Consider the following 475-nt stretch of genomic DNA (forward strand, 5'->3'; position numbering starts at 1 on the left):
GCTACTGGACCTGCCTATTCAGACTATCACTCCGTGCGGGCTGTTGTCAACGCGGCTTATTCCGCCTGTAAAACACTTGCAATAAACCTCGATTTTGGCTAGAATAATAGAATAAATTGATTATAGAGGTTGATCGTGACAAAACGAGGAATTTTCCTATTTTTTATATTGTTGTCTTGTTTCTCTTATCTTTTTGGACAAGAAATAATAACTGCAGAGGCATACCTTGGAATGGTCTCTGATAATTACGCAAGTATCAGAGATTATGAGGCTTCTGTTACTATTCATTCAGGGAACAGCGATATGACAGGGAACGTAAGCTACCTGTCGCCATGTTTTATGCGTATCGACTTTACCCGACCTGCGGAACAGGTTATTGTGTTTAACGGCGATGTGCTGATTATCTATCTGCCGGAATACAGAGCCGTTCTAAACCAAGATATTAAGAAAAAACCGGGAGCTTCGGGAGTCGGGG

General features: G+C 41.9%; 1 protein-coding gene. It reads left to right on the top strand.

Going from position 1 to position 475, the window contains the following annotated elements; all coding sequences use genetic code 11:
* Positions 1-231: 231 nt before the first annotated feature.
* The coding region (locus ACYVTD_RS16470; protein ID WP_461248745.1) for a LolA family protein at positions 232-475 on the top strand (244 nt) is incomplete at its 3' end.

The sequence above is a fragment of the Treponema sp. R6D11 genome, from assembly GCF_054786075.1.